Annotated in this window: 18 protein-coding genes; 6 read left to right on the top strand and 12 right to left on the bottom strand. The window is 65.6% G+C overall.

The window, feature by feature from the left end:
• Positions 1-61 precede the first annotated feature (61 nt).
• Positions 62-742, top strand: coding sequence for a TetR family transcriptional regulator (locus tag AC1U2B_RS20685; RefSeq protein WP_480218260.1), 681 nt, complete (start codon positions 62-64; stop codon positions 740-742).
• 10 nt (positions 743-752) lie between these two features.
• Complete coding sequence (locus tag AC1U2B_RS20680; RefSeq protein ID WP_480218259.1) at positions 753-1526, top strand: enoyl-CoA hydratase/isomerase family protein; 774 nt, start codon at positions 753-755, stop codon at positions 1524-1526.
• A gap of 4 nt (positions 1527-1530) precedes the next feature.
• On the opposite strand, the gene AC1U2B_RS20675 is transcribed toward AC1U2B_RS20680, so the two are convergent.
• Genes AC1U2B_RS20675 through AC1U2B_RS20665 form a run of 3 tightly spaced genes read right to left on the bottom strand, consistent with a single transcriptional unit; the run spans position 1531 to position 5326 of the window.
• The gene (locus AC1U2B_RS20675) at positions 1531-1977 is read right to left on the bottom strand and encodes a hypothetical protein (RefSeq protein ID WP_480218258.1); all 447 of its coding nucleotides are present in this window, start codon (positions 1975-1977) and stop codon (positions 1531-1533) included.
• Positions 1974-4883 (bottom strand): MMPL/RND family transporter, encoded by a 2910-nt coding sequence (locus AC1U2B_RS20670; protein ID WP_480218257.1) that lies wholly within the window; start codon positions 4881-4883, stop codon positions 1974-1976. Before AC1U2B_RS20670 ends, AC1U2B_RS20675 begins: the two co-directional genes overlap by 4 nt.
• The gene (locus AC1U2B_RS20665) at positions 4880-5326 is read right to left on the bottom strand and encodes an MmpS family transport accessory protein (protein ID WP_260937853.1); all 447 of its coding nucleotides are present in this window, start codon (positions 5324-5326) and stop codon (positions 4880-4882) included. Before AC1U2B_RS20665 ends, AC1U2B_RS20670 begins: the two co-directional genes overlap by 4 nt.
• A 140-nt stretch (positions 5327-5466) precedes the next feature.
• On the opposite strand from AC1U2B_RS20665, the gene AC1U2B_RS20660 reads away from it, so the two are divergent.
• Entirely contained in the window at positions 5467-6084 is a 618-nt protein-coding gene (locus AC1U2B_RS20660) for a TetR/AcrR family transcriptional regulator (RefSeq protein WP_480218256.1), read from the top strand.
• On the opposite strand, the gene AC1U2B_RS20655 is transcribed toward AC1U2B_RS20660, so the two are convergent.
• The 4 genes from AC1U2B_RS20655 to AC1U2B_RS20640 all read right to left on the bottom strand — a co-directional run bounded on the left by AC1U2B_RS20655 (position 6042) and on the right by AC1U2B_RS20640 (position 10720).
• The gene (locus AC1U2B_RS20655) at positions 6042-8291 is read right to left on the bottom strand and encodes a heavy metal translocating P-type ATPase (RefSeq protein WP_480218255.1); all 2250 of its coding nucleotides are present in this window, start codon (positions 8289-8291) and stop codon (positions 6042-6044) included. The genes AC1U2B_RS20660 and AC1U2B_RS20655 overlap by 43 nt on opposite strands.
• Entirely contained in the window at positions 8281-8565 is a 285-nt protein-coding gene (locus AC1U2B_RS20650) for a DUF1490 family protein (protein ID WP_480218254.1), read from the bottom strand. Before AC1U2B_RS20650 ends, AC1U2B_RS20655 begins: the two co-directional genes overlap by 11 nt.
• Positions 8566-8781: 216 nt before the next feature.
• Complete coding sequence (locus tag AC1U2B_RS20645; RefSeq protein WP_480218253.1) at positions 8782-9927, bottom strand: GTP-binding protein; 1146 nt, start codon at positions 9925-9927, stop codon at positions 8782-8784.
• A 61-nt stretch (positions 9928-9988) separates the two neighbouring features.
• Positions 9989-10720 carry an HD domain-containing protein gene (locus AC1U2B_RS20640; RefSeq protein ID WP_480218252.1) on the bottom strand — a complete coding sequence of 244 codons (732 nt, stop codon included), beginning with the start codon at positions 10718-10720 and terminating at the stop codon, positions 9989-9991.
• 72 nt (positions 10721-10792) lie between these two features.
• Here AC1U2B_RS20640 and AC1U2B_RS20635 point away from each other — a divergent pair, with 72 nt between their 5' ends.
• Complete coding sequence (locus tag AC1U2B_RS20635; protein ID WP_480218251.1) at positions 10793-11785, top strand: GlxA family transcriptional regulator; 993 nt, start codon at positions 10793-10795, stop codon at positions 11783-11785.
• Between the two features lie 147 nt (positions 11786-11932).
• Positions 11933-12478: a YceI family protein gene (locus AC1U2B_RS20630; RefSeq protein ID WP_480218250.1), complete on the top strand. Its 546-nt coding sequence runs from the start codon at positions 11933-11935 to the stop codon at positions 12476-12478.
• A 74-nt stretch (positions 12479-12552) separates the two neighbouring features.
• On the opposite strand, the gene AC1U2B_RS20625 is transcribed toward AC1U2B_RS20630, so the two are convergent.
• Positions 12553-13191 carry an HD domain-containing protein gene (locus tag AC1U2B_RS20625; RefSeq protein ID WP_480218249.1) on the bottom strand — a complete coding sequence of 213 codons (639 nt, stop codon included), beginning with the start codon at positions 13189-13191 and terminating at the stop codon, positions 12553-12555.
• Between the two features lie 108 nt (positions 13192-13299).
• The gene (locus AC1U2B_RS20620) at positions 13300-13566 is read right to left on the bottom strand and encodes a UBP-type zinc finger domain-containing protein (RefSeq protein ID WP_043986734.1); all 267 of its coding nucleotides are present in this window, start codon (positions 13564-13566) and stop codon (positions 13300-13302) included.
• 96 nt (positions 13567-13662) lie between these two features.
• Here AC1U2B_RS20620 and AC1U2B_RS20615 point away from each other — a divergent pair, with 96 nt between their 5' ends.
• Complete coding sequence (locus AC1U2B_RS20615; RefSeq protein WP_480218248.1) at positions 13663-14844, top strand: geranylgeranyl reductase family protein; 1182 nt, start codon at positions 13663-13665, stop codon at positions 14842-14844.
• A 15-nt stretch (positions 14845-14859) separates the two neighbouring features.
• On the opposite strand, the gene AC1U2B_RS20610 is transcribed toward AC1U2B_RS20615, so the two are convergent.
• The 3 genes from AC1U2B_RS20610 to AC1U2B_RS20600 all read right to left on the bottom strand — a co-directional run bounded on the left by AC1U2B_RS20610 (position 14860) and on the right by AC1U2B_RS20600 (position 18472).
• Positions 14860-15630, bottom strand: a complete 771-nt coding sequence (locus AC1U2B_RS20610; RefSeq protein WP_260937842.1) for an SDR family NAD(P)-dependent oxidoreductase — start codon at positions 15628-15630, stop codon at positions 14860-14862.
• Between the two features lie 236 nt (positions 15631-15866).
• Complete coding sequence (locus AC1U2B_RS20605; protein WP_480218247.1) at positions 15867-16730, bottom strand: pseudouridine synthase; 864 nt, start codon at positions 16728-16730, stop codon at positions 15867-15869.
• Positions 16727-18472, bottom strand: a complete 1746-nt coding sequence (locus AC1U2B_RS20600) for a glycerol-3-phosphate dehydrogenase/oxidase (protein ID WP_480218246.1) — start codon at positions 18470-18472, stop codon at positions 16727-16729. Before AC1U2B_RS20600 ends, AC1U2B_RS20605 begins: the two co-directional genes overlap by 4 nt.
• Positions 18473-18494: the final 22 nt, after the last annotated feature.

The raw sequence follows: 18494 nt of genomic DNA, 5'->3' as shown, positions 1-18494 counted from the left end.
GCTTGTGCCATACACAAGCGTTTCAATCTGCGGCAATGCCACGCTGTGTAAACTTTGTTCGGTGAACAGTCGTACCCCTGGTTCACGCGACCGGAGGTCGAGCCGCTCATCAGGCTCTCGCGTCCAGGACAACCTGTCGCGCGAAGAGCGCAAGGAAGCAACCCGCCGCGCCATCATCACGGCTGCCCTCACACTGCTCGAAGAGGACAGCTTCAGCGCGCTCAGCCTGCGTGAGGTCACCCGCGAGGCCGGCATCGTGCCCGCCGCCTTCTACCGGCACTTCGAGACGATGGATGCGCTCGGCCTGGTGCTCATCGACGAGTCCTTCCGCGCTCTCCGCGAGATGCTCCGCGGTGGCCGCGCCGGCCAGCTCGACCCCAAGCGCTTCATCGAGTCCTCCGTCGACATCCTCTTCAACAGCGTTGCCGAACGACCCGAGCATTGGCGCTTCATCAGCCGGGAACGCAACAGCGGCGTCACCGCGCTGCGCTACGCCATCCGCACGGAAATCCGGTTGATCACCTCGGAGCTCGCGATCGATCTGGGTCGGCTACCGGGGCTCACCACCTGGAGCGCCGAGGACCTGAACATCGTGGCCGGACTGTTCGTCAACACGATGATGACCACCGCCGAGTCCATCGACGACGCCAATGACGCGAAGGCACTGGACGACGTCAAGCGGACTGCACGCAAGCAGCTGCGAATGATCGCCGTCGGCGTGGCCGGGTGGCACAGCAGCTAACGTCAGCTGCATGCCGCCGCTGTCACTCTCCTATCCGCGCCCCGATATCGCCGTTCTGACGCTGGACCGCCCGGAGAAACTCAATGCGCTGAGCTTCGAACTCGTCGAAGCCCTGCACAGCACACTCGAGGACATCCACCGGAACAACGAGTGCCGCGTCGTCGTACTCACCGGTGCCGGCCGCGGATTCTGTTCGGGCCTGGACCTGTCGGACCCCAACCCACCGGAAGCCGGTGGCGGACTGGAATTTCCGCGGTCGGGCATGCGCTGGCAAGAACGTATCGCCGAGCTGACCACCCGTATCCAGAATCTGCGCCAGCCGGTGATCGCCGCGGTGAACGGGCCCGCGTACGGCGGCGGCTTCGCCATCGCACTGGCCGCCGACATCCGGATCGCCGGGCCGGGCGCACGGTTCTGCACCCAGTTCATCAAGCTGGGCATCGGCGGCTGCGACATCGGGGTGAGCTACACGCTCCCCCGGATCGTCGGTGCCGGGCAGGCGTTCGACCTGATCCTGACCGCCCGGACGGTGGCGGCCGACGAAGCACTGCGCCTAGGGCTGGTCTCACGGCTGTCCGCGGACGACGTCGTCGCCGATGCCCTGGCCATCGCCGAAACCCTGTGCAGCTACGGCAAGTTCGGTGTCGAGTCGACCAAGCAGGTGCTGTGGGCCAACCTCGAAGCCCCCAGCCTGCAGGCCGCGCTGCACGTGGAGAACCGCAGCCAGATTCTCGCTGCCTCAGCCCAGATCGATTTGGCGGCAAAGGCGTTCGGCGACCGGTAGGCGGCTAAGCCACCAGCGCGGGACTCGCGGGCACGCGCTTCTTCAGTCGTGCCACCCGGTGCAGCTGACCGAAGATGTTCAGCGAGGTCAGCATCGGGATGCCCCCGATGAAGGTGCGAAACGAGGGATGGCCGCCGTGGACCTGCAGCTCGTAGAGGCACCCGACGACGTAGAAGGAGCCCATGGTGAAAAGGACTGCGGGTATCGCGTAGGCCAGCGGTGAGCCGGCGTCAGACACCAGTTCGTTCGCATAGTCGATCTCGCCCTGCGACATCGGTTGGCCTTTACGCACTTTGGCCAGGACGGCTTTGTGGGCGCCCACCTGTTCGCCCAATGGAGCGGGTGGTCGCCGCTCCAACCCGCGGACGTACACGAAGACACACGCGACGAAGGTCAGCGCCATCATCCCGGCAAGGATGGTGAGACCGCCCCACAGCTCCATGCCCGTCATGCGTCACCTCCGTGGCTTCGCGCGCCTGCACCCGATCCACTCACCGCCGGATCCCCGTCCTCCCACAGCAGCAGCTGACGCACCGCCTGACGTGACCCGTACGGCTGCAGCATCTGACTGGCCGGGCGTTGCCGCACCTTCAGCGGCCACCAGAACCACCGCCCGAGCAGCACCGCGATGGACGGCGTCATGAACGACCGCACGATCAAGGTGTCGAACAGCAGGCCCAGGGCGATCGTGGTGCCGATCTGGCCGAGCACCCGTAGGTCCGCGAACACGAAGGACGCCATGGTCGCGGCGAACACCAGCCCGGCCGAGGTCACCACCGCGCCCGAGCCGGCCATCGAGCGGATGATGCCCGTGTTGATGCCGGCGTGGATCTCTTCTTTGAACCGCGAGACCAGCAGCAGGTTGTAGTCCGACCCCACCGCCAGCAGCAGGATGACGGCCAGCGCCAAGACAATCCAATACAGCTCGATACCGAAGATGTCCTGCCAGATCAGTACGGACAGCCCGAATGAGGCACCCAGCGACAGCGCCACGGTGCCCACGATGACCAACGCGGCGACGATGCTTCGGGTGATGAACATCATCACCAGCAGAATCAGGCTCAGCGCAGCGATTCCCGCGATCATCAGGTCGTACTTGGCGCCCTCCTGAATGTCCTTGTAGGTGGCCGCGGTACCGGCGAGGTAGACCTTCGATCCACCCAGCGGCGTGCCTTTGACCGCCTGCGCCGCGGCGTGCCTGATGGCGGCGATATGCGAAATACCTTCCGGCGTAGCGGGATCGCCTTCGTGCGTGATGATCATGCGGGCGGCCTTGCCGTCCGGTGACATGAACAGCTTCATGCCGCGCTGGAACTCGGGGTTGGTGAACGCCTCGGGCGGAAGATAGAACGAGTCGTCAGTTTTCGACGCGTCGTACGCCTGCCCCAGCGCGGTCGCGTTCTCCAGCGACGCGGCGGCCTGATCGTTCAGACCCGAGTTCGTGGCGTAGTTCGTCATCGTCAGTTCGCGGTTGGTCTGTTGACTGGCGATCTGCGGCGGGATCAACGCGAGCAGTTTCGGTTGCAGCGCATCGAGTTTGGCGATGCTGCCCGCGACATCACCCAGTTGATCGGTCAGGTCGTCGATACCGTCGAGAGAATCGAACACCGACCGCAACGCCGCGCAGACCGGGATGTCGTAGCAATGCGGCTCCCAGTAGAAGTAGTTGCGCAGCGGCCGGAAGAAGTCCTCGAAGTTGGCGATCTTGTCGCGTAAATCCTTGGCGGTCGCGACCGTCTGCTGGAATGCCTGGGCCTGTTCGTGGGTGATACCGCTGGACTGCTGTTGCAGCGAATACTGTTGGCGCAGAATGTCGATCGACTTGTTGATCACGTCAACCTGCTTGAGCAGGTCGGCGCTGCGAGCCTGCTGAAAGGGCAGGTTGTTGATCTGCCCAGCGTTACCGGCGCTGATCAGGAACGGTATCGACGAGTGGTCCAGGGGCGTCCCGAGCGGCCGGGTGATCGATTGCACCTGCGCGATGCCGTCGGTGTGGAAGACGGCTTTCGCCACGCGCTCCAACAGGATCATGTCGGTGGAATTGCGCAGATCGTGGTCGGCTTCGATCATCAGCAATTCGGGATTGAGTCGGGCCTGCGAGAAATGGCGTTCGGCGGCCGCGTAACCGATGTTGGCGGGCGCGCTTGCCGGCATATATGGCCGGGTGTCGTAGCTGGTCTTGTACCCGGGCAGGGCGATCAGGCCGATGAGGGCCACTGCGACGGTCACCACGAGGATTGGGCCGGGCCAGCGCACGATGGCCGTGCCGATGCGCCGCCAGCCCTGGGTCTGCAGCTGGCGCACGGGTTCGAAGAGGCCGAAATGCCGGCCGATGCACAGCATCGCGGGCGCGAGCGTCAACGCGGCGACCACCGCGACGAGAACACCTGTGCCGGCGGGAATTCCGAGACTCTGGAAGTACGGCAGCCGGGTGAACATCAGGCAGAACACCGCGCCGGCGATGGTCAGGCCCGATCCCAGGATGATGTGCGACGTCCCGCGATACATGGTGTTGTACGCGGTGACCCGATCCTGCCCGGCGTATCTGGCTTCGTGGAACCGGCCGAGAATGAAGATCGCATAGTCGGTGCCGGCAGCGATGACCAAGAGCGTCAACAGGTTTGTCGAGTACGTCGACAGCTCGATGATGCCGGCGTTGGCCAGCGAGGCGACGACGCCGCGCGACGCCGTCAGTTCCATCATCACCGTGAAGATCACCATGATCACCGTGGTGAACCGGCGGTAGAGCGAGAACAGCATCACCATGATCACGCCGATGGTGATCAAGGTCGTCTTCAGCGTCCCATGACGGCCCACCTCGAACTGGTCGGTGATCAGGGGCGCGGCGCCGGTGAGGTACACCTTCAGACCTGTTGGCGGCGGGGTGTTCTCGATGATCCTGCGGACGGAGTCGACGGACTCGTTGGCCAGCGACTCACCCTGATTGCCGGCGAGATACACCTGCACCAGCGCGGCCTTGCCGTCGGCGCTCTGCGAACCGGCCGCCGTCAGCGGGTCACCCCAGAAGTTCTGCACATGCTGGACGTGTTTGGTGTCGGCGGTGAGCTTGTCGATCAGGCCGTCGTAGTAGTGGTGCGCGGCAGCGCCCAATGGCTGGTCGCCCTCCAGCACGATCATGGCCGAGCTGTCGGAATCAAACTCGTGGAAGACCTTGCCGATCCGCTTCGCCGCCTGCAACGACGGCGCGTCTGTCGGGCTCAGCGACACGTTGTGGGATTCGGCCACCGTCTCTAGCTGTGGCACAAAGACATTCGTGACGACGGCCAGGGCCAGCCAGAAGAAGGCGATGAGCACTGAATACCGCCGGATGAAGTTCGGCACCCGGTTCGCGCTCATCCGGATTTGTCCAGACAGTAGGTGAAGGCGTGCACAGTGTTCACCGTTCTCTCGTCCTTGACGGCGTCATCGATGGTGATGCGGCAGCCGATCGAGTCGCTGTCGCCTTGCGCCTGGAGGTTGACGAACACCGCCGGCTGCGTGGTGGTCGTGTCGTAGGTCCACGGCAACCTGACGGCGTCGGCGCGCTGTGGCCGGGCATCGACGTCCAGGTAGGTGACGGTGGCGACGGTGCCCGGCGGTCCGAACACCTCCATCACCACATGTTTGGGGTTGAACGGCACGATGTCGTTCACCGCACCGCTCGGGGTCGACGTGACGTCCTGCGACGCGAAGATGCCGTGCAGTCGGTACACCGCGAATCCGGCGACGACGACCACCACCACGGCCACCACATACATCCAGTGCTGACCGAGTCTGCGTCTGATCGAAAACCGCTGCATCCGTGGACCTTTCGCACGGGTGGGCGCGAACTGCGCGGAACGTCTCTGCTGCGTGGCTAATCAAGAAGGTTGACGGTACGACATTAGACCCGCCAGGGCTATAATTCAACACGTAAAGAATTCTGTGAACGGGGAGCCGAATGACCGAGCGAACCTCTCGCGGTGGACGCCGTCCAGGACCTAACGGCACCCGCGAGGCGATCGAGGAAACCGCACGAAAGCTGTTCGCGGAGCTCGGGTACGAGCGCACGTCGCTGCGGCAAGTCGCGTTGCAAGCCGGCGTCGACCCCGCGTTGGTCAGCCACTTCTACGGCAAGAAGCTCGACCTGTTCCTCACGGTCGTCGAACTGCCGGTGGAACCCTCCGCGATCATCGGCCGGGTACTCGACGGCGACAAGGACTCGGCAGGGCTGCGATTGGCGACGTTCATCCTCGAGGTTCTCGACGACGAGGTCCGGCGACGGCCCATGATCGGCATGGTGCGCGCCGCCACGGCCGAGCCCGAGGCCGCGAAGCTCGTGCGGGACTTCCTGGCCCGCAAGATCATTGCGCCCATCGCCGAGGGGCTCGGCTCAACGGACGCCGACTACCGCGCCGCCCTGGTCATGTCGCAGGTCAACGGTTTCGCGATGGCGCGGTACGTCATCGGCCTCGAACCGCTGGCCAACCGGTCCAACGAACAACTCGCCGCCGACCTCGGCGTCACGCTGCAGCGCTACCTACTCGGCGATCTCGCACCGTCCGGTTCAGCCAGCTGATCGTGCCGGCGACCGGACTGAGCCAGCTCATGCCGGATGAGGCGCGAGCTGTTGGTGACAACGGCGACCGATGATGCGTTGTGCAAGATCGCGGCCAGTACCGGGGAGAGTCCGCCGATCGCTCCGAGCAGTAGCCCGACCGCGTTCACCGCGATCGACATGGCGTAATTCTGTCGGATGACGGCGACCGCGTGGTTGCTGAGATCTCTGACGTCAAGCAGCCGTCGCAGATCGTCTGTCGACAGAGCCACGTCGGCGGTCTCGACGGCGACGTCTGTGCCGGCCAATCCCATTGCGATACCGATGTCTGCCGCGGCCAGCGCGGGTGCATCGTTGACCCCATCGCCTACCACGGCGACGGTATAGCCCTCATCGTGCAGACTGCGCACGAGCGCGAGCTTGTCCTCTGGTAGCGCGTTGGCCTTCCATTCGGTGATGCCGAGTTCGGCAGCGACCGCCTGCGCAGTCTCTGCGTGATCACCGGTGAGCATGACGATCCGCTGCACACCCGATGCTCTCAGGCGCGCAAGCACTTTTGCCGATTCGGGGCGTACCTCATCGCGAAGGCTGATCAAACCCACAAGTTCACCGTCGACGGCAAGCAGCAGCGGTGTCTCGGCCTGACGGCGCAGGCGCTGCACCCATGCATCTGCCTCGCCACACACGGCGACATCCTCGCGATCGAGCAAAGACGGGCTGCCGAGCAGCAACGTGCGGCCGTCGGCGCGGGTCCGCATGCCCAGACCCACGAGCACCTCGCACTCTTCGTGCGGCGGAATCACGATGTGTTTGGCCTCGGTCGAGCGGATCACTGCTTCGGCCAGTGGGTGCCGTGAGTGAATCTCTGAGCTCGCGGCGTAGGCGAGGATGTCCTCTGGAGCCCAATTATCTTGGAAAGAAACAATATTCGTGACAATGTGCCGACCCATGGTGAGGGTGCCGGTTTTGTCGAAGATCACGGCATCGGCCCGGCCGGCCGCTTCCAGGTGCGAACCGCCTTTGATGAGAATGCCGCGACGGGCTCCGTTACCGATGGCGGCACTGATCGCGGTCGGGGTAGCCAGCCCCACCGCGCACGGGCACGCCACCAGCAGCATGGTCATTGCTCGGCGGACGTCGCCGGTGGCGAGGAACGTTGCCGCTGCCAATACGAATGAAGCGGGCACAAAGCGACGGGAGAAGTTCTCTCCCACTGTCTGGATCGGCGCCCGATCACGTTGCGCTTCTTCGACTCTCGCCACGATCCGGCCCAGCACGGTATGACTGCCCACCGCCCGGGCGCGCACGACGACACGGCCCCGCACGACCACTGACCCCGCGTGTACGGTCGCACCGAGCGCCACGGTCACGGGCAAGGTCTCACCGGTTATGGCGGACTGGTCGACGATCGCCTCCCCCGCGACGACGTCGCCGTCGACGGGGATCGCGACCTGCTCATGAACGACGACCAGATCGCCAATCCGCAGAGCTTCGGCGTTGACCTGCACTTCGGTACCGTCTTCCAACTGCACCCATGCGGTGTCCTGAACTCCGCGCAGTAGGTCTGCGATGGCGCGGCGGGTACGGCGCAGCGTCAGATCCTGAAGGTACTCGCCGATATTCAGCAGCCACAGCACCGTGAGTGCGACGACGTTCTCGCGGAGGATCAGACTCGCGATGGTGGCCGCAGACACCAGCAGATCGGTGCCGGGAGATTTGCCCCCACGCAGCGAGCGAAGCGCGCCGCGCAGAAACGGGTATCCGGTGATGATGGTCGCTCCGGTGGCGAACGTCCGACTGGCCGGCCCGAGCAGCCGCGGGCGGGACAGGCCGTAGCGACGGACTCCCAAGAGCCCCAGGGCCAGAGCCCCGAGCGCCATCCGTAGGACATCCGCGTTGTGAATGTCGGCCGAACGTGGCGGGCGGGCCGGGACCAGCTGCGGCGGTATGACTCGCGCGGCGAGAATCGCGGTCAGCAGCTCCGTGGTGTCGCAGCGCTGAGGCGAGTACCAGATCACCACCGACGCGGTGCGTGGGTAGGCGTGGACCGTTCTGACGCCACCGATCTTGTCGACAGTGTCTTCGATCGCCACAGCGCGGATGGAGTCGCCCCGCAGCCACGGAGCATGAACCCGAATCCGCCCCGCAGCAACGGATATCACCGTCAGGTCGGACTTGGCATCGACACGGGACGCATCGGCCGCATCGGTCAGCACATCAGTGGTCATGGGAATGTTCGGAGTCGGCCACCGACGGCGGTGGCACCTCTTCGCCGATTCGCTCGCGCGCTTCGGCCATCACATCGGCGACCTTCAGCCGGGCGTTCTCCGCCGCTTCCTCGGCTTTACGGGTACCGCGCAGTGCCCACGATGCCGTGGTGACACTCGCTTCGTGGATGGGCGCCGCGCGCAGTGCCTTACGTAGTACGTCGTAGGCTGCCACGCCGATGACGCCGGTGGCCACAGTCCTGGTGGCTTTGATCAATGCTGGGTGAATGGACATCAGGCGGTCCCTCTCATCGTGTGATGTGTTGTGCAATTGTGGTTTTCGCTCGCTCCCCGGTGGTGAGGCACGAGCAGCGGCCGTGATCACGGCGCACCGGGTCGGCACCGCGGACACGCGTCATACAGGTCAAGGTAGTGCGTGATACCGGTTGGTGGCGAGCTTGCGCCTAATGGCGCGTCGGGACTGCGCGCGACAGTGGCGCCGCGGCACCTTTCAGACGTGACTGTGTGCTGCGGTCCATGCCGGCAGGGGATCCGCGTACCGCAGCCACGCGCTCGTGCCGTCGGCAATTTCGTCGTCGGTGAGCAGCGCTGAGTCGAGAAGCGCTCGCACCTTGCCGGATTCGAGGCGAATGCCAATGAAGACGATCTCTTGGCCGGGCTCGATCTCGGTACTCGTCCAGTACTGGGCGGGTTCGATGGTCAGGTTGGGTCCGGCCTGCGACCAGATTGCGGCGATGTTCGGTCGGGTGGCGATCCAGCAGAAACCCTTGCTGCGCAGCAATCCTCGCACCTGATCGAGGGCAGCGGCGAGGCGCTGCGGATGGAACGGCCGGTCGGCACGGAACGTCATGCTGCTGATGCCGTATTCCTCGGTTTCGGGCGTGTGCCCATTGGCGATCTCTTCATCCCATCCCGGCGCCTCGGCGGCGAGGTCCGGATCGAACAACCCGGTGTCCAAAACGGTTGCCAGCGGCACGATCCCGTGCTCGGTGCGCTCGATCCGCGCCTTGGGGTTGAGCCGTCGCACGACGGCCTCAACGGTCGCAATCGTTTTCGCGCTGACCAGATCGGTCTTGTTGACCAGAATGACGTCGGCGAACTCGACCTGATCGACCAGCAGATCGGCGATGTTGCGTCCGTCGCCGTCGCCCACCGCCAGATTGCGCTCGGTGAGCGCTTCCCCGCGCGCCAACTCCGGTAAGAAGGTGCACGCATCGATGACGGTGACCATCGTGTCCAGGCGGGCGAGGTCGGACAGCACGAAGCCGTCTTCGAATTCCCAACTGAAGGTGGCGGCCACGGGCATCGGCTCGGAGATGCCCGTCGATTCGATCACGATCTGGTCGAATCGCTGCTGACGAGCCAGATCGGCGACGGCGGTGATGAGGTCTTCACGCAGGGTGCAGCAGATGCATCCGTTGGTGAGTTCGACCAGCTTCTCTTCCGTCCGGTCCAGGTGACCTTGACCGGCGATCAGGGCCGCGTCGATGTTCACCTCGCTCATATCGTTGACGATCACCGCGACGCGGCGGCCTTCCCGGTTGGCGAGGATGTGGTTGAGCAGCGTGGTCTTGCCGGCTCCCAGGAAGCCTGAAAGCACGGTCACCGGGATGAGATCAGCGGAGGTCGAGGGCATGACCTTAATGGTAATCATTTTCATTAAGGAACGCGAGCCGCCCAGGAGCGGCCGACGTCGGTCAGACGCTTGAGCGAGGCGACCCCGACGCGATACTTCCGACCGGCAGATCGCCCCAGCCCGCGTTCTCGACCAGGTCGAACCACGTCAACTGCGGCGCCTCGGGGTACATCAGTTGGTGGACATGACCGGAGAAGCTGAGCGGCGGCGCTTTGAGCGGATTGTCCTGTGCTTGCCGCGCGATGACTTCCGCGAGGGCATATCCGAGGTTGTGACGCGGGAACGCCTCATGGACGCGGTCAGCGAAACCACTTGGCAGCAGCTGACGCCCGATCCCGATGATGTCCGTCCCGATGCCCAGATGCGCGATGCCCTGCACGGCGCCGAACCTGGGGGCCAACCCGGCACTGGTGTGCAAGGCGATCGCCTGCCACACAGTGTTGATCTCCGCTTCTGGCACGGCGCGCTCCCGGAGAAACCGAGCCGCGGCGTCGGCACCGTCGACCTCGAAACGCTGATCGCCATTGCCATCCTCGGTCGCGCCGAGGTCGTGCAGCATGCAGCTCAAGAACACGAGTTCGTCGTCGTAGTCGGTGCCTGCCCGCAATCCCTGGGCCGCGGCAATCTCACGCGCGAACAGATAACTGCGGACGCAGTGATGAGCCACGAACTCTGGTGAGACCGTGTAGACGAACTCCTTTGCGGCAGTGGCGATATCGGAATCCGGGAGGCCGAATTTCTGCCCCTGGTCGGTGAGCTGATCGGCCATGGAGATCCCTTCCTGGGTGAACATGACACGACAGTGCCGCACGGACGGCCCCCAGACCAGTGGCCAGATGGACCAATGTTGTGCAAATCTGGCCACATGCTCATTGGCGTCCTCGCGCTCGGTCAAGTCGTCGGATTCGAGCTGATGATTCCCGGCCAGGTCTTCGGGATGGCCAATCTGGCGAGCGCAGAGGACGGCCACACACCGCGCGCGGGAGACTCCCCCGTGCCGCCACGGTTCGATATCCGAGTCTGCGGTCAAGGCAGGTCCGTGGGCACCGCGGCGGAATTGGGACACGTCGAGATACGCACCCCGCACCGACTCGACACCCTCCTGCAGGCCGATCTGATCATGGTGCCGGGGACCCAAAAGTTCTTGGAACAGCCTGATCCCCAAGCGCTTTCCGTGTTGCGGGCGGCCGCGGAGGGCGGCATCCGGATCGCCTCCTTCTGCGTCGGCGCGTTCACCCTTGCGGCGGCCGGACTGTTGGACGGGCGACGTGCGACCACCCACTGGCAGTACGCCGGCGAATTGGCCCGGCGCTACCCCCGGGTCGACGTGGACCCACGGGCGCTGTTCGTGGACGACGGGCCGGTGCTCACGTCGGCTGGTGTCGCCGCCGGCGTCGACCTCTGCCTACACCTGCTCCGTCAACTGGCCGGGCCTGAGCTGGCCGGGCGGACGGCACGTCGAGTTGTCGTGCCCGCCTGGCGTGACGGCGGCCAGGCCCAGTACATCGAGAACGCCGAACACGTTGCCGCCGAACATCCCCTGCAGCCGACGATCAACTGGATGAAGGACAACGCGGTCGCCGACCTCGACCTCCGAACCATCGCGAACCACGCTGCCGTGAGCGTGCGGACACTGAATCGGCAGTTCCGCGACTACCTCGGTACCACCCCGTTGGGGGTGCTGGCCGGCATGCGGGTCGACCGCGCCCGCGGACTCCTCGAGACGACCACCCTGCCCATGGATCAGGTCGCCGAGCGGGCCGGATTCGGCTCGTACGCCTCGCTGCGCTACCACTTCGTCCGCACCGTTGGGGTGTCGCCCCAGAAGTACCGACAGAGTTACTTCGCCGGGCGCTGACCCCTCGGGGCGACGCGCTGGGGCGACTGCGCCGGCCGACTCCCAGAGATTCCCACCGGCCGCGGGAAATAATCCGGACCGTAGTCCGGTTGGACACCTTCAGAGGCCGGAACGCCGGCGCTCGGACCAAGAACAAAGGACAGGCACATGACCACCGCAACCACTCCCCTCAGTGTCGGCACCTGGGCGATCGACAATGCCCATTCCACGGTCGAGTTTTCGGTACGCCACCTGATGGTCAGCAAGGTCCGCGGCAAGTTCGAGAACTTCAGCGGCGCCATCACCGTCGACGCCGACGGCACCCCGTCGGTCACCGCCGAGATCGACGTGACGTCGCTCAACACCGGCAACGAACAGCGCGACGGCCACGTCAAGTCGGCCGACTTCTTCGACGCCGAGAACCACCCGGTGGCGACCTTCGCATCGACCTCGGTTCGGCAGAACGGCGCCTCCTACCTGCTGGACGGCAACCTGACCATCAAGGGCAACACCCGCCCGGTCACGCTGAGCCTGGAGTTCAACGGCGTGAGCCCCGGCATGGGTGCCGGCGAGGTCTCCGGCTACGAAGCATCAGTTGTCATCAACCGCAAGGACTTCGGCGTCGACCTCGACCTGCCGATGGAGACCGGTGGCGCCGTCGTCGGCGACAAGGTCACCATCACCCTCGACATCGAAGCCGTCAAGCAAGCCTGATCAGAAAGGCAACGCCGGGCCGGGTTCCCAAGCCTGTCACCCGGCCCGGCATTGCCCATCCCGGTCGTGCGGACTCACTCCGGCCAGGCGTTGTTCTCAATGAGGTCAACGAAATTCGTCCGCTGGAACGACGGGTCGAAGTGTGCGAGCACGTCGTCGTTCATCGTGCCGAACGTGGTGTCCGGACGATTGACCATGCCGTCGTTGAACGCCCGAAGGATGCGGTTCTTGAAGTCGGGGCGCGGATGCGCCGCCACCACCTCAGCCCGTTGTGCGTCGGTGATCTCATCCAAACCCATTCCCAGCACATCGGTTTCGACGCCGAGACTCACCACGGCAACCTCGGGTGCCAGGTGGTGCGGCACTTCCGGAGTGGTGTGCAGCGCGATCGCCAGCCACACGTTCGTCGCCTCCTGCTCGGTACGGCCGAAGTCCAACAACAGCTTCCGAGCCATTGCCGCGCCATCGATCTCGAACCTTTGATCCTTGGTGCCATGCGCCGCCGTCAGGCCCAGGTCGTGGAACATGCCGCCGACGTAGGCGAGTTCCGGATCGACCTCCAGCCCGCGCGCAGCCGCTTTCAATGAGCCCCACAGGAACACGCGGCGGGAATGGTTGAACAACGTTTCGTCGGTCGCCTGCCGGACGATCGAGGTGGCCTCCCGGACCAGCTCGGTGTCCGGAATCGTCACTCCTGCAATCACTTCAGCCATGATGTGCCACTCCCGTCGGGACTAATTGGACACATTCCATTTTGCCCGCCGGTTAGCCGCGGCCACATGGCGCAAGCGGCCACGCAGCCCTCAATTCAGGACACCTTGTCAGACGTACTTCTCGTGCACGTAGCACCACCGCCAGTTCTCGCCCGGCTCGAAGGACTGCACGATCTCGTGCCCCGGCGTCTGCGCGTGAGCACTCGCGTGGCGCATCGGCGACGAATCGCAACAGCCGACGTGGCCGCACGTCAGACACAACCGCAGATGGACCCAGCGGGTACCGGCCGCGATGCAGTCCTGACACCCCTTCGTCGTCTGCGGGGTGACCAGGCGGACGTGCTTCAGGTGCGAGTCGCCGAAGATGGATGCCACGGCTCCCACGGTAGCCCCATCGGGTAAGTAGTCCACCTGGCGGCGTCGCCCGAAAGCTGATGAACTGGAGCTTCTTCGGGACTGGGGGCGGACTCTGTGACACAGCACTATGACATCGTCGTCGCCGGTGGTGGCCCGTCGGGTTCCGCCGCGGCATGGCAGGCGGCGCAGGTGGGCGCCAAGGTGCTGGTCGTCGACAAGGCCGAGTTTCCCCGGGATAAGCCGTGTGGTGACGGATTGACCGCCCGCGCCGTCAGTTACCTGCAGAAGATGGGCCTGGCAGACGAAGTCGCGACCTTCCACCGGGTCAACCGGGTCACGGTGTTCAGCCCGAGTCGGTGGGAGATGTCCTTCCCGAGGCGCCCCGGTATGCCCGATCACGGACATACCGTCAGCCGCACCCACCTGGACACGGTGTTGCTCAGGCACGCCGAGAAGGCCGGGGCGGAAGTTCGCGAGGGCGCCGAAGTGGCAGGACCGGAACTCGATGCAGACGGTCGTGTGGTCGGCGTGGTTCTCAAGACCGGGGAGAAGATCTCGGCAGATGCAGTCATCGCCGCCGACGGTGCGTACTCACCGATCAAGCGCGCGCTGAACATCGATTCGGAGTACAACGGCTACTCGGCCATCGCGATCCGCTCGGAGATGCACGTCAACCGGCCGGACACCGATTCGCTCGACATCTACCTCAAGCTGCAGTTCGAGGGCGATCAGTTGCCCGGCTACGGCTGGGTGTTCCCGATGGGCGACGGCGTGTTCAACATCGGCGTGGGCTATGTCAACTGCTTCCGAAACTGGCAGGCGATCAACGCCACCCAGCTACTCGGCGAGTTTCTGCGTTCCCTGCCGCGTGATTGGGACCTGCCGCCGATTGCCGACTTGAAGAAGAGCAAGAGCGTGCGGGCATGGCGACTGCCGATGGGTTTCACTGCATGGCCACCGTGGCGTCCCGGCGTCGTCTTCACCGGCGACGCACTCGGTGCCGCCAAACCGGTTTCGGGCGCAGGCATCTCGAAGGCGCTCGAATCCGGTTTGGTCGCCGGGGAAAGCGTGATCGCGGCCCTGCTGAACGGCGGCCCCGACGATTTCACCAACTACACCCAGCGCCTTGAAGCTGCCTGGGGCAGGGAGTACCGAATGGGCCGCTTCGGACACAAGCTCGCCGGTATCCCTGCCATCCCGAACGCAGGCATCAAGCTCCTCGACAACGGGCTCGTCCGCGATTGCGCTCTCAGGGTGATGTACGGGAAATCGCACGGTCCCCTGCATACGTACTGACAGCCGGCTGCAGCCCTACCTCGGTGTCCCGCCGCCGTCGACGATGACGACCTGCCCGGTGATGTAACTGCCTGCGCCCGAACACAACAGCAGCGCCGCGCCCACCAATTCATCGGGGTTGGCCAACCGCTTCAGCAGGGTGTTGGAGGCCATCGCGTCGATGACCGACTGCGGGTTGTTGCGCACCATGTCGGTGTCGACTGGGCCGGGCGCGATGGCGTTGACGCGGATGCCGTCGGCTGCGAAACCGGCCGCCATCGACCGGGTGAACGACAACAGCGCCGACTTACCCGCGGCATACATCGACACGAACGGCGCGAACTGGAACGCGCCGACCGACGACATGTTCAGCACCGCCGCGGCCGGGCTGGCCTTCAAGTGCGGCAACGCTTTCTGCACCAGGAACACCGGACCGCGCAGGTTCGAGTCGTACGACTTGGCCCACGCCTCGGGCGTCATCTCCCCCAGCGGCTGGGCGAGCGCGTTGGCCGCGTTGTTGACCAGGACGTCGATGCCACCGAACTCCGCGACGGTGGCCGCCACCAGCCGGTCGAGATCGTCCAGGCTGCCCATGTTGGTGGGCACGCCGATCGCCTTTCCACCCAGACCGCGCAGGTGCTCGGCCGCAGCCTCACAGGCGTCGGGCTTGCGGCTCGCCACCACCACGTTGGCACCGGCCAGGATGAACCCCTCCGCCATCGCGAGGCCGATGCCGCGCGTCCCGCCCGTCACGATGACGGTGCGGCCGGTCATGTCGAACAGGCGGTCAAATGTGGTGCGGTCCATGGCTAGCAGTAGAACACAGGGGTTGAACGCGTTGACCCGGCCTACTCCACTGGGCGGGCACAGGCCGCCGAGACCAGCTCGGCGTGTCACGGCGAGATCAGCGCGGCGTATCGGCTCTGTTGTGACACTTGCGGTTTGGGGGCGTCAACTTTCCTGGACGCGTCAGGGAAAGTTGACGGCTTCCAGCGCGAGTTGAGTGGAGAGAGCTGGCTCGACGGCGCCGCGGTTCCCCGGATCTAGGTCCCAGCCTCCAACGTCCGCTCACTGACGAACTCCTGCTCAACCCCGGTCACCGGATCGGTGAACGCCAGCCGGTGGGCCAGCAACTGCAGCGGCGTCGAGAAGTCCCCGGCGGCAACATCAAGCACCGCGGGATACAACGGATCCCCGTCGATGGGCAGTCCGAGCGAGTTCATGTGCACCCGCAGCTGGTGCGTACGGCCCGTCGACGGCGTCAGCTGGAACAACCCCGAACCCAACGGCGCGACCACCGTCACCGCGTTGACCTCACCGGGTTCCACGACGGCCTGTAAAGACCCGCGCCGCTTCACAATTCGGTTGCGCAACTCGACGGGCTCGGCCAACGTCCCGGCCGACGACCGGGCCAGATACGTCTTGGACACCGCACCCGAGGCGAACATCGTCTGATAGGCCCCACGCACCGAGCGGCGCGCCGTGAACACCAGCACGCCCGCCGTCAGCCGGTCCAGGCGATGCGCCGGTGAGAGCTCCCACAATTCCAAGGCTCGGCGCAGCCGCACCAGGGCTGTCTGCACCACATGCCCACCGCGGGGCATGGTCGCCAGAAAGTGCGGCTTGTCGACCACGACGATGTTCTCGTCGCGGTACAGCACCGGCACGTCGAACGGCACCACGGCCTCGTCGGGCAAGTCCCGGTACCAGTAGATGAACGCGCCGGCGGGCAGCTCGGTGATCTCATCCACGACCGACCCGTCAGCGCAAACCACTTCGCCGGCAAGCACTTTCGCGGCTGCCTCGTCGCCGAACCGGGACCGCAGCTCGGCCAGCACCGGTCCGCCGTGCAGCCGTAGCCGGGAAGGCCCGATCCCCTCGTATCCGGGACGGACAGGCAGGCTCAATCGAGCGGCACCGGCTCGAGAATCTCCGCACGGGATTCCGGAGCCGCGGCGCGCAGCGCGTCGGCCGATTCATCGTCGGGCTGGGTCTGCGACAGCACCTCGGCCTCGACGCGCGCCAGGTAGGTCGCGACCTCGCGGTCGATGTCCTCGGCACTCCAACCCAGTACCGGCGCAATGACTTCCGCAACCTCGCGGGCGCAGTCCACGCCGCGGTGCTGGTACTCGATGGAGATCCGCATGCGGCGGGCGAGGATGTCCTCGAGGTGCAGCGCACCCTCGGCGGCGGCCGCGTACCAGGCCTCGACCTTCAGGTACACCGGCGCCTCGGTGATGGGCTCCAGCAGCTCGGGGCGGTCGGCGGCCATGTCCAGCACTTCGCCGATCAGCGAGCCGTAGCGGTCCAGCAGGTGGCGCACCCGGTAGGGATGCAGGCCGTAGTGCTGGCCGACGTGTTCGGTCTGGTTGATCAGCGCGAAGTAGCCGTCGGCGCCGAGCAGCGGCACCTTCTCGGTGATCGACGGCGCCACCCGCGTCGGCACGAACTCGCTGGCCGCATCGATGGCGTCCTCGCCCATGACGCGGTAAGTGGTGTACTTGCCGCCCGCGATGGCCACCAGGCCCGGGGCCGGCACCGCGACCGCGTGTTCGCGGGACAGCTTGGAGGTCTCCTCGCTCTCCCCGGCCAGCAGCGGGCGAAGGCCCGCGTAGACGCCGTCGATGTCGTCATGGTTGAGCGGGGTGGCCAGCACCTTGTTGACGTGCCCGAGGATGTAGTCGATGTCGGCCTTGGTCGCCGCCGGGTGCGCCAGGTCCAGGTTCCAGTCGGTGTCGGTGGTGCCGATGATCCAGTGCGTGCCCCACGGGATCACGAACAGCACCGACTTCTCGGTGCGCAGGATGATCGCCACCTCGCTGACGATCCGGTCCCGCGGCACGACGATGTGCACGCCCTTGGAAGCGCGGACCCGGAAGCGCCCGCGCTGCTTCGACAGCGCCTGAATCTCGTCGGTCCACACGCCGGTGGCGTTGACCACAACGTGGCCGCACACCTCGGTCACCGCGCCGGTCTCGGAGTCGCGGACGCGGACGCCGGTGACCCGGTCACCTTCGCGCAGCAGCGCCACGACCTGCGTCGAGGTGCGGACCACCGCGCCGTAGTGCGCCGCGGTGCGGGCGACCGTCATGGTGTGCCGCGCGTCGTCGACGACGGTGTCGTAGTAGCGGATCGCACCGACCAGCGAGCTGCGCTTGAGCCCCGGCGCCAGCCGCAGCGCCCCGGCCTTGAGCAGGTGCTTCTGCGCGGGGACCGACTTGGCGCCGCCCAACTGGTCGTACAGGAAGATGCCGGCGGCGATGTACGGGCGTTCCCAGATCCGCTTCGTCAGCGGGAACAGGAACGGCAGCGGCTTCACCAGGTGCGGCGCCAGGGTGGTCAGCGATAGTTCACGTTCGTACAGCGCTTCACGGACCAGACCGAACTCGAGCTGCTCCAGGTAGCGCAGGCCGCCGTGGAACATCTTGCTGCTGCGGCTGGACGTGCCGGAGGCAAAGTCGCGTGCTTCGACCAGTGCGACCTTCAGCCCGCGCGTCGCCGCGTCCAGCGCCGCACCGGCACCGACGACGCCGCCGCCGATCACGATGACGTCGAACTGCTCGGAACCCAGCCGGTTCCAGGCGGTCTCGCGCTGCGCGCGGTTCAGCAGGGTCTGCCCATTGCCTGGACCGGGAATCGGGTCACTCACGGCGGAACTCCTCGTGGTTACT

This window comes from Mycolicibacterium sp. P4_G11 (assembly GCF_056555145.1).
This window is presented reverse-complemented; position numbering and strand designations above follow the sequence as displayed.

What these genes read in the sequence shown, in the direction of transcription:
- AC1U2B_RS20675 (WP_480218258.1), bottom strand. Translation starts at nt 1,977, where the DNA reads ATGACGGGCATGGAGCTGTGGGGCGGTCTCACCATCCTTGCCGGGATG.
- AC1U2B_RS20670 (WP_480218257.1), bottom strand. Translation starts at nt 4,883, where the DNA reads ATGAGCGCGAACCGGGTGCCGAACTTCATCCGGCGGTATTCAGTGCTC.
- AC1U2B_RS20625 (WP_480218249.1), bottom strand. Translation starts at nt 13,191, where the DNA reads ATGGCTGAAGTGATTGCAGGAGTGACGATTCCGGACACCGAGCTGGTC.
- AC1U2B_RS20650 (WP_480218254.1), bottom strand. Translation starts at nt 8,565, where the DNA reads ATGTCCATTCACCCAGCATTGATCAAAGCCACCAGGACTGTGGCCACC.
- AC1U2B_RS20640 (WP_480218252.1), bottom strand. Translation starts at nt 10,720, where the DNA reads ATGTTCACCCAGGAAGGGATCTCCATGGCCGATCAGCTCACCGACCAG.
- AC1U2B_RS20635 (WP_480218251.1), top strand. Translation starts at nt 10,793, where the DNA reads ATGCTCATTGGCGTCCTCGCGCTCGGTCAAGTCGTCGGATTCGAGCTG.
- AC1U2B_RS20665 (WP_260937853.1), bottom strand. Translation starts at nt 5,326, where the DNA reads ATGCAGCGGTTTTCGATCAGACGCAGACTCGGTCAGCACTGGATGTAT.
- AC1U2B_RS20645 (WP_480218253.1), bottom strand. Translation starts at nt 9,927, where the DNA reads ATGCCCTCGACCTCCGCTGATCTCATCCCGGTGACCGTGCTTTCAGGC.
- AC1U2B_RS20630 (WP_480218250.1), top strand. Translation starts at nt 11,933, where the DNA reads ATGACCACCGCAACCACTCCCCTCAGTGTCGGCACCTGGGCGATCGAC.
- AC1U2B_RS20610 (WP_260937842.1), bottom strand. Translation starts at nt 15,630, where the DNA reads ATGGACCGCACCACATTTGACCGCCTGTTCGACATGACCGGCCGCACC.
- AC1U2B_RS20660 (WP_480218256.1), top strand. Translation starts at nt 5,467, where the DNA reads ATGACCGAGCGAACCTCTCGCGGTGGACGCCGTCCAGGACCTAACGGC.
- AC1U2B_RS20655 (WP_480218255.1), bottom strand. Translation starts at nt 8,291, where the DNA reads ATGACCACTGATGTGCTGACCGATGCGGCCGATGCGTCCCGTGTCGAT.
- AC1U2B_RS20680 (WP_480218259.1), top strand. Translation starts at nt 753, where the DNA reads ATGCCGCCGCTGTCACTCTCCTATCCGCGCCCCGATATCGCCGTTCTG.